The 9762-nt window shown below is 70.8% G+C and carries 6 protein-coding genes and 1 pseudogene; 1 reads left to right on the forward strand and 6 read right to left on the reverse strand.

Translation table 11 applies throughout. The annotated features are described in order from the left end of the window. Positions 1–203 precede the first annotated feature (203 nt). Together ABT063_RS40255 and ABT063_RS40260 are read right to left on the reverse strand one after the other, a co-directional pair. Positions 204–806 carry an NAD(P)H oxidoreductase gene (locus tag ABT063_RS40255; RefSeq protein WP_351065755.1) on the reverse strand — a complete coding sequence of 201 codons (603 nt, stop codon included), beginning with the start codon at positions 804–806 and terminating at the stop codon, positions 204–206. 40 nt (positions 807–846) lie between these two features. Beyond that, complete coding sequence (locus tag ABT063_RS40260) at positions 847–1596, reverse strand: SDR family NAD(P)-dependent oxidoreductase (protein ID WP_351065756.1); 750 nt, start codon at positions 1594–1596, stop codon at positions 847–849. Between the two features lie 267 nt (positions 1597–1863). Here ABT063_RS40260 and ABT063_RS40265 point away from each other — a divergent pair, with 267 nt between their 5' ends. Then, positions 1864–5082, forward strand: a complete 3219-nt coding sequence (locus tag ABT063_RS40265; protein ID WP_351065757.1) for an AfsR/SARP family transcriptional regulator — start codon at positions 1864–1866, stop codon at positions 5080–5082. Positions 5083–5271: 189 nt separating this feature from the next. Here ABT063_RS40265 and ABT063_RS40270 read toward each other — a convergent pair. The 4 genes and pseudogenes from ABT063_RS40270 to aspA form a co-directional block, all read right to left on the reverse strand. Beyond that, a pseudogene (locus ABT063_RS40270) lies at positions 5272–6593 on the reverse strand (ThuA domain-containing protein). A gap of 81 nt (positions 6594–6674) precedes the next feature. Beyond that, positions 6675–6848: a hypothetical protein gene (locus ABT063_RS40275; RefSeq protein ID WP_351065758.1), complete on the reverse strand. Its 174-nt coding sequence runs from the start codon at positions 6846–6848 to the stop codon at positions 6675–6677. Positions 6849–7583: 735 nt separating this feature from the next. Continuing rightward, positions 7584–7937, reverse strand: coding sequence for a cupin domain-containing protein (locus ABT063_RS40280; RefSeq protein WP_351065760.1), 354 nt, complete (start codon positions 7935–7937; stop codon positions 7584–7586). Positions 7938–8063: 126 nt separating this feature from the next. Continuing rightward, on the reverse strand, positions 8064–9476 hold the full coding sequence (aspA, locus tag ABT063_RS40285) for an aspartate ammonia-lyase (protein WP_351065762.1): 1413 nt from the start codon (positions 9474–9476) through the stop codon (positions 8064–8066). Between the last annotated feature and the right edge of the window lie 286 nt (positions 9477–9762).

Raw genomic sequence — 9762 nt, forward strand, 5'->3', positions numbered from 1 at the left:
AGACCACGCGACCCGGGCGCTCATAGTGCAAGCACCCCTAAGCGGTCTCGGGGAAGGTTGGCGGACGGGGCCCTGGAGTGTGCCCGCATTCGCTCGGACGCGCGGGAACGGCGAACGCCGCGGCCATCCGGGCGGGTACCGGGACGACCGCGGCGTTTCGCGGAGTGGCTGAGCTTGCCGGCGTAACCGGCCGGACGTGGGCGTCAGTGCGGCAGGCGTTGGTCCAGTGCCGCGCCGGCCGCGGCGAGCACTTCTCGTACCCGCGCAGGTCTCAGCGCGTGCGGGACGCCGGACAGTTCGGTGCCGTGCAGCAGATGCACCGACGAGTCGGCGATGCCGCAGAATTCGGAGACACCGACCCGCAGTTGGATGTCCATCGCGGCGTCGAGGCCGGCCTTCGCGTAGTCCGAGTCAGGACCGCCCGCGAGGCCCAGCCAGAGCATCCGCTTCCCGGCGAGCCGGGGTTTGCTGCGGCCGTACGCGAAGCCGTAGTTCCACACCCGGTCGATCCAGCCCTTGACGACTGCCGGCGGTGCGAACCACCACACCGGGAAGACGACGAGGATGTCGTCCGCGGCGGCGATCCGGCTCATGTGGGCGTGGACCTCGGGCGAGTACCTTTTCTCCCGGTCCTCCCAGTCCGGTTCGTCGACGGGCGTCAGCCGCGGGTCGAAGTCCTCGGCGTACAGGTCGAGTACGTCGACCGTGCCGCCCGCCTCCTTGATGCGGACCCGCAGGTGGCCGGCGACCTGGGCGGTCAGCGAGTCGGACCGGGGGTGGGCCAGGACCAGCAGGGTGTGGGGCATGGGTGTCTCCGGTTTTCTCCCGTGGGTGATGGGGGGGTGGTCAGATGCCGAGGCCGGAGCCACCGCTCACGTCGATGTTCTGGCCGGTCACCCACCGGGCGTCGTCGGAGGCGAGGAAGGAGACGACGTCGGCGACATCGGCGGGCTGGCCGACCCGGTCGAAGACGGAGAAGCCGGCGGCGTGGGCCTTGGCGGCGGGGTCGGCCATCCAGGGATGGATGTCGGTCTCGATGGTGCCGGGGGAGACAGCGTTGACGGTGATGCCGCGGGAGCCGAGGGTCTGCGCCAGGGTGAGGGTCAGTACCTCGATGGCGCCCTTGGAGGCGGCGTAGGACGTCATGCCGGGGAAGGCGACCTTGGTGACGCCGGACGAGATGTTGATGATCCGGCCGCCGTCGCGCAGGCGTTCCAGGCCCTTCTGGATGATGAAGAAGGGAGCCTTGGCGTTGATCGCGAAGACCTTGTCGTAGTCGGCCTCGGAGACCTCGTGGATCAGTCCGGGACCGGCGATGCCCGCGTTGTTGACCAGGATGTCGAGGCCGCCCGCGTGCTCGTCGAATGTCCGCCACAGGGCCTCCGCGTCGCCGGGGACGCCCAGTTCGGTACGGATCGTGAAGGCGTTGCCGCCCGCCGCCTCGACAGCGGCCACGGTCTCCTTGGCCGCCGCCTCGTTGCTCGCGTAGTGGACGCCGACACGCGCGCCCTCGGAGGCCAGGCGCAGGGCGATGGCACGGCCGATGCCGCGACTGGCGCCGGTGACGAGAGCGGTGCGGCCGGTGAACTTGCTCATGGTGGGTCCCCTTCGACGGGCTCGGTGACTCGCTGTCGGGGAACACCGTCGGACGCGGTGCTTCGGATGAGGCTCGGGCGGTGTTACGGCCCTGTTCGGGGCCGGTCCCGGCTGTAGGGCCGGTGCCGTACGGGTGCCGGAGACTCGGGCGGTGTTACGGCCCTGTTCGGCGCCGGTCCCGGCTGTAGCGCCGGTGCCGTACGGGTGCCGCGGCCGTTCCGGGACCGTGTCCCAACGCTTGTCCGCGGCTCGGGTTACCGTGGCGGCATGCGATTCGGGGTGTTGGGGGAGACGGCCGTCTGGACCGACGCCGGGCAGCCCGTCCGTGTCCCGGAGCTCAAGGTGCGAGCCCTGCTCGCATCCCTGCTCGTCGACCCGGGGCGACCCGTGGCCACCCACCGGCTGATCGACGACCTGTGGGGCGACGAACCGCCCGGCAACCCGGCCAGGGCACTTCAGGCCAAGGTCTCCCAACTGCGCCGCGTCCTGGAGGAGGCCGAGCCGGGCGGACGCGCACTCGTCGTGTCCCGGGCACCCGGCTACCAGTTGGCTGTGGCTGAAGGAACTCTCGACGCGGACCGGTTCGCCGGGCTGGCGGCTCGGGCCAGGACCGAGCAGGACGCGCGCTTACGGGCCGGGCTGCTTGCCGACGCGCTCGCCCTGTGGCGGGGGCCGGCGTTCGCGGACTTCGCTCAGGAGGCGTTCACCCGGGCTGCCGTGAACCGGCTGGAGGAGGACCGGCTCGCCGTCCTCGAGGACCACGCCGAGGCCCGTCTCGACAGTGGTGAACACGCTGAACTGGCCGGCGAGCTGGCGGAGCTGGTCGCGCGGTATCCCCTGCGGGAGCGGCTGCGGTCCGTGCAGCTGCGGGCGCTGTACCGGTCCGGGCGGCAGAGCGAGGCGCTCGCCGGATACGAAGAGTTGCGGACGCGGCTCGCGGAGGAACTCGGTCTCGACCCGAGCCCCGAACTGGCCGCGCTGCAGCGGGCGATGCTCCGGCAGGACCCGAGCCTGGGCGCCGCCCGCCAGGACCCGGCTCCCGTCCGTACCAGGACGAACATCCTCGCCCCGTTCAGCGATCTCATCGGCCGGGAAGGCGAGGTCGCCGACGTACGCGAACTCCTCGGCATACGGCGGCTGGTCACCCTCACCGGACCCGGCGGCGTCGGCAAGACCCGGCTCGCGGTCGCCGTCGCCGAGCAGCTGAAGGGCGGCTTCCCGGACGGGGCATGGCTGGTCGAGCTCGCCGGATCCGGCGGTGACCTGGCCGAGGTCGTCGCGGCCACGATGGAGTTGCGGGACGACGGGATCTGGGGCGTACGGCCCGAAGGGGAGCCGCCTCTCGACGCGGCGAACCGGCTCGCCGAGGTGCTGCGCGACAAGCGGATGCTGCTCGTCCTCGACAACTGTGAGCATGTGATCGACGAGGCCGCGGCACTGGCGGAGCTGCTGCTGCGGTCGGCTCCCGGGCTGGTGCTGCTGACCACCAGTCAGGAACCGTTGGCACTGGCCGGGGAGACCCTGTGGGCCGTGCCGCCGCTCGCTCCGCAGGACGCGGTCGACCTGTTCTCGGCACGGGCCACGGCCGCCGCGCCCGGCTTCGTGGTCGATGCGCGTAACGCGGACGCGGTCGGCGCCGTCTGCCGTCGGCTGGACGGTATTCCGCTGGCCCTGGAGCTGGCCGCGACCCGGGTGCGGGCGCTCGGTGTGCACCGGCTGCTCGAGGGGCTGGACGACCGGTTCCGGCTGCTCAGCGCCGGGCAGCGGGGTGCGCCCGCCCGCCAGCGGACGCTGCGCGCGGTGATCGACTGGAGCTGGGAGCTGCTGGAGGAGCCCGAACAGGCCGTACTGCGACGGCTCGCCGTGCACGCCGAAGGGTGCACGCTGGAGGCCGCCGAGGAGGTGTGCGCGGGCGACGGGGTCGACGCCGGGAACGTACTGAACCTGCTGGTGCGGCTGGTGGACCGGTCGCTCGTGGTCACCGTCGACGGGGCCGAGGGGCCCCGGTACCGGCTGCTGGAGTCCGTCTCCGCGTACTGCGCCGAGCGGATGCGGGAAGCGGACGAGACGGAGCCGGTACGACAGCGGCACCTCGCGTACTACACGGGGCTCGCCGAGACCGTGGAGCCCGAACTGCGGGGACACGAGCAGGGCGCGTGGCTGTCACGGCTGGACACGGAGAGCGCGAATCTGCGCTCGGCCCTGGACGGTGCGGTCGAGCGGCGTGAGACGGACCACGCGCTCCGGCTCGTCGACGCGCTCTCCTGGTACTGGATCCTGCGCGGCCGGCTCGGCGAGGCGCGGCGCTCGGTCACCGCGGCGCTCGCGCTGCCCGGCGGGGACGCGGCACTGCGGGCGAAGGCCGGCGTGTGGCGGACCGGCATCGCCATCCTGACCGGGGACGGCACCGAACGGGCGGCCCGGATCGAGACGGCGCTCAAGGCGTGCGACCAGCTCGGTGCCCCGCTGGGGACGGCGTGGGCGCGGTGGTTCCTGGCGCACGCCCTGTGCGGGACGGGGGATCTCCTGGAGGGCGAGGCGCTCACCGAAGCATCGCTGGACGGCTTCCGGGCGCTCGGTGAGCGCTGGGGAGAGGCGGCCGCGCTGGCGGACCGGTCCGTACAGCGGCTGCTGCGGGGCGATCTGGCCGGTACGGAGGCGGACGCGGGGCGCAGCGCGGAGCTCTTCGGCGAAGTCGGGGACGCCTGCGGGAAGTTGTGGTCGGTGTACCCGCTGGCGTCGGTCGCCGAGATCCACGGCGACTACCAGCGGGCGGCCCGGCTGCGGCAGGGCGGGCTGGACACCGCCGAGGAGTTCGGCCTCTCCACCCAGGCCGCGGACCTGCTGTCCGGGCTCGGGCGGACGGCGCTGCTCACCGGCGACCTCGGCAGAGCGCGCGAGTACCACGAGCGGTCACGGCGCCTCGCCGCCGAACTCGGCTTCCGCGCGGGCGAGATCAACGCGGAGCTGGGGCTCGGCCTTGGCGCGCGCCGCGAGGGGCTCCTCGACGAGGCCGGGGCCCGGATGCGTACGGTCCTGGAATGGCACCGCCAGGTCGGTCTCGACGGGGCGAACGCGCTGATCCTGGCCGAGCTGGGCTTCATCGCGGAGCTGCGCGGCGACGCGCGGGGTGCGCTGGCCCACCACGAGGAGGGCTACGAAACGGCCCTCAGCACCGGCGACCCCCGGGCAGTCGCCCTCGCCCTGGAGGGCCTCGCCGCCGCCCACTCCATCGCGGACCGTCCCGGGTCCGCGGCGCTCCTCCTCGGCGCCGCCTCCGCCGCCCGCGCCGCCACGGGCGCGCCGCTCCCGGCCGCGGAACGCCCGGACGTCGACCGCACCACCGCCACGGCGACGGCCGCGCTGGGAGCGGTGGCGTTCGGGGACACCTTCGCGAAGGGGGAGTCGCTGTCGCCGGAGGCAGCGTATGCGCAGGCGCGGGCGTGGGCGCCGGCTGCTGCCAGAGACGGACATAACGCCCTCTGAATGGTCAGTACCCGTGCACGAGCCGAATCACCAGTCGCGGCCAGCTGACTCCGTGCAGGCCGACTCGGCGACCACCACCCTCGCGGGCGGCGGTTCCATGGCGGGAGTCCGACGTCCCCCGCCCGCCGCCGCTCAGTCGCCCTGCGAAGTCCCGGATCCAGAGGACCGGGAGGACTTCGCGGGCAGTTCCTAGATCCGGATGTCGCGGAAGGACACCTCGTCGTCGGCTCCGCGGTTCTGGATGCCGATGTGCCCGTCCTTGAGGCTCCGAGCCGGAGCGGTGTTGGTGAAATCGTTGATCTTCACGCCGTTGAGCCAGACGCGCAGGCGCTCGCCCTGCACGCGGATCTCGTACGTGTTCCACTCCCCCGGCGGGTTCAGCGCGGTCGCGCTTCTTGATGTCGGCGGACTGGAAGCCGTAGACGGCCCCGGTGGTGCGGTCCGGGGTGTCGGTCGCGTCGATCTGGATCTCGTAGCCGTTGTCCACGGCCGACCACGGGTCGTCCGAGGGCGGGAAGCCCACGAACACCGGAGTTGTCATCGCCGGAGGCACTGGCCGTCTTCCAGTCGAGCTGGAGCGAGTACGACGTGAACTCCGACCCGGCGTGCCAGAGCATCCCGAGGACGCCGGCCAACGTCGGTGTTCCGTCGTCGCTCAGTTCGAAGGCGCCCGGTCCCGCTTGCCGCCATGCCGACGGCGACGCGGCCGTGCCGTCGAAGAGCGGCCGCTAGCCGTTCTCCGGCCGGCAGTCCGCCTCGACGGCGCCGGTGGCCCACTGGATTCCGCCCAACAGGTGCTGACGGACGGCGGGTTCGGCGAAGGACTCCTTGCTGTGGCCGATGCCGGTGTAGAAGGAGCGGCCGCCCTGGTAGTTCTGGCACCAGGCGATCGGATGGTCGCCGTTCATGGTGCCGCCCCAGTACGAGGACTCGTCGACGGAGGCCAGGACGCGGACCCGTTCCCGGGGATTCGAGCGGAAGTTGTACCACTCGTCGGTGCGGTTCCAGGTGGTGGGCAGGTTAGCGGTCGCCGGGTGGGCGCGGTCCTCGACGTGCACCGTGGCACGCATCGGCCACCACGGATGCGACTCGAAGTAGGCACCGACGAGCCCGCCGTAGAACGCCCAGTCGTACTCGGTGTCGGCGGCCGCGTGGATGCCGACGTAGCCCCCGCCACTGCGGATGTAGCCCTCGAAGGCCGTCTCCTGGGCGGCGTTCAGGACGTCACCGGTCGTCGACAGGAACACGACCGCGTCGTAGCGCCCGAGGTTGTCGGCCGTGAAGGCTCCGGCGTCCTCCGTCGCATCGACCGTGAAGCCGTCCGTCTCGCCGAGCTGTTTCACCGCCGCGATGCCGGCGGAGACCGAGCCGTGGCGGAAGCCGGCCGTCTTGGAGAACACCAGCACCCGTGTGCCGTCCTGCTTCACCTGTGACACGGCCGGTCCCGAGACGCAGCCCAGGAGCACGGCCGCTCCGACGACTGATGTTGTCAGTCGGTTGATCGATCGCATGCTGTGTATGTCCCTCTCATCCGGTGGTGAATGTGAAGTCGAGTGGCGACCTCTGCGTACTCGCTCCGACGCGAACGGCGATCACGCCCATACGGGCCAGACGGTGAGGTTCTCCAGCTGCGCGGGATCCCCGGCGGGGAAACCTGGCCGGTGTCCGATGCCCGGGAACGCCACGCCCTCGCCCCAGCCCGGATCCGCCGCTTCCGGCCGGGGCGGTGGCAGCGGCGGGCAGCCTGGCATGGTTACCGTCGTCACGCATCCGGCAGCCAGGGTGCGAGTGCGGTGTCGACCGCGCGGACGGCCGTTTCGTTGTCGAGTCGCGCGCCGAGACGACCGGTTGCTGAACGACCGGCCGAGCTGCATCGGGCGTCCGGCGAACCGGACCCGGATGCGTTCGTCACAGCGGACATGGGGTGTGGTCTCCGTCGACATGGGGGGGTGGGGAGGCCGTTGGAGCGGAGTGTCCGGAGACGTTACTTGAGGGTTCGCGCTCACAGGTCGACTGCCGTGAACTGTGGGGATTTCCCTACGGCTTGATAGGAACTTGCGGCCGGAGGTTTCGCGACGTCGAGGGGGATGAGCGTCAAACGTGCGACGGGGTGCCGTGTGCGGCAGGCGATTCACATCGGCCTTGCTCGCGTCGCCTTGGCACTGCCGGTAAGCCCGGCGTCGAGATCCTCTCCGGCATGGGTCGGGAAGGCGCTGTTGTGTCCGATCGGCGATTCCGGCACCGGCAGGGCTGTGCCCTCACAAGCACGCCCGACTTGGACATCCGAACCAGCCGGCCAAGCGCGGAGCCCGCTCACACTCGCTTCCGCCCACCGCGCTTCGAAGCCGTGCCCACAGCGTGCCCGTGAGAGCGGACAACCACGATCAACAGCGGTGCGAACAGGCCCTCCCGCCGACACCGACGCCGGGAATCCATACAGGTCAGCAATCGAGTGACCCCGCAAGCGCCGTCAAAGACGGCCGAGTCGTGCGGCATCGGCATCACGTCACGATCACGTAGATCTTGCGCACGGTTTCGATGGTCTTCCAGACACCGACGAAGCCCGGCTTCATGACGAAGCTGTCGCCGGCCTTGTACGCCACCGGCTCGCCACCTTCAGGCGTGAGTTCGACGATGCCGGAGAGGATATGGCAGAACTCGAAGGTCTCGCCCTTGATCGAACGCGTCTCGCCGGGCGTCGCTTCCCAGACGCCCGTACGGATCATCTCCCCGCGAGCGGCGTCCTGGGCCCAGGTCTTGAAGGCGGGGTTGCCGGAAATCAGGCGTTCCGGGAGCGAGCCGGACTCGCGCGGAGCGAAAGAGGGATTGGTGTCGATGGTCTTCAGGAGCGACATGTTTTTCCTTTCCTGGGCTTGAGAAGTCACTAGCCGCGGCACCGGTCGATGAGCCCGATCAGATCGAGCCCGGCCCAGTGATGCTGCGATCGATCAGCGGTCGGTGACGCAAGTGCGCCGGGCGTGTCAGGCCAGGACCTGGCCCCTGCCGGCCACGACCTCGGGGTGCAGCAGGTCGGCGAGTCGCTCGGCGGGCAGCAGATCCTTCTCGAGGACGAGTTCGGCGACGCCGCGGCCGGTGGCGAGGGCCTCCTTGGCGATGTCGGTGGCGGCCGTGTAGCCGATGTGCGGGTTGAGGGCGGTGACCAGGCCGATGGAGTTCTCGACGCTCGCCCGCAGTGCCTCGGTGTTGGCGGTGATGCCGTCGACGCACCGCGCGGCCAGCGTCAGGCAGGCGGCCTGCAGGTGCGTGATGCTCTCCGACAGGGAGTGCAGGATGATCGGCTCGAAGGCGTTGAGCTGGAGCTGTCCGGCCTCGGCGGCCATGGTGATGGTGACGTCGTTGCCGATCACCTCGAAGGCGACCTGGTTGACGACCTCGGGGATCACAGGGTTGACCTTGCCGGGCATGATGCTCGACCCGGCCTGCACCGGCGGCAGGTTGATCTCGCCGAGGCCCGCGCGCGGCCCGGAGGACAGCAGCCGCAGATCGTTGCAACTCTTGGAGAGTTTGACGGCGACGCGCTTGAGTACGCCGGACATCTGGACGAACGCGCCGCAGTCCTGGGTGGCCTCGACCAGGTTGGCGGCGGTCACCAGTGGCAGCCCGGTGATGGCCGCGAGGTGGCGGCGGGCCGACTCGGCGTATCCAGCGGGGGCGTTGAGGCCGGTGCCGATCGCCGTGGCGCCCAGGTTGATCTCATGGATCAACTCGACGGCCTCGGCAAGACGGCTGCGGTCCTCGTCAATCATGACGGCATACGCCGAGAATTCCTGACCGAGCGTCATCGGCACCGCGTCCTGGAGCTGGGTGCGCCCCATCTTGAGAACGTCACGGAACTCGACCGCCTTCCGGCCGAACGCGTCCTGGAGGATGGCCATGGCCTTGAGCAGGCCGCGCGCGGCGAAGACGGTCGCGACTTTGACAGCAGTGGGGTAGACGTCGTTCGTCGACTGGCCGAGGTTGACGTCCTCGTTGGGGTGCAGGTACTGATGCTGCCCCTTCTCGTGCCCCAGCAGTTCCAGCGCCCGGTTGGCGACCACCTCGTTGGCGTTCATGTTGGTCGACGTGCCTGCCCCGCCCTGAATGACGTCGACGACGAACTGCTCGTGCAGCTTGCCGGCGCGGATCTCGCGGCAGGCGGCGGCGATCGCGGCGGCCTTCTCCGGCTCCAGCAGCCCGAGTTCCTCGTTGGCGAGGGCGGCGGCCTCCTTGACGGCGGCGAGGGCGTCGATGAGATGCGGGTAGGCGGAGATCGGCGTCCCGGTGATGGGGAAGTTCTCCGTGGCCCGCAGGGTGTGGACGCCCCAGTACGCCTCGGCGGGGACGTCCCGGTCTCCGAGCAAGTCGTGTTCGCTGCGGGTGGCGGCGGCGGTCATGAGGGTGCGGACTTTCTCTTGTGTGAAGAAGAACGGAGACGGAGAACGCGCGGTACGCGCTGCCCCGTGATAACCGGCGGGAGCTTCCCACGACCACTCGCGGAAAGCCCCCGCAGTACTACCGCACCGTCGCCTCAGCGCAGCTTGTCCTTGGCCTTGTAGTAGGCGCCGCCGAACGGCAGGAACCAGGGGGTGCCGTTGTAGAAGGGGACGGGGACCTTGGGGAAGCCGAGGCCGCGCAGGGGGTTGGCCTCCGGCTTGCCGTCCATCATCTCGGCGACCGCGC

The sequence above is a fragment of the Streptomyces sp. NPDC002838 genome (assembly GCF_040295365.1).
Lineage (GTDB): Bacteria > Actinomycetota > Actinomycetes > Streptomycetales > Streptomycetaceae > Streptomyces.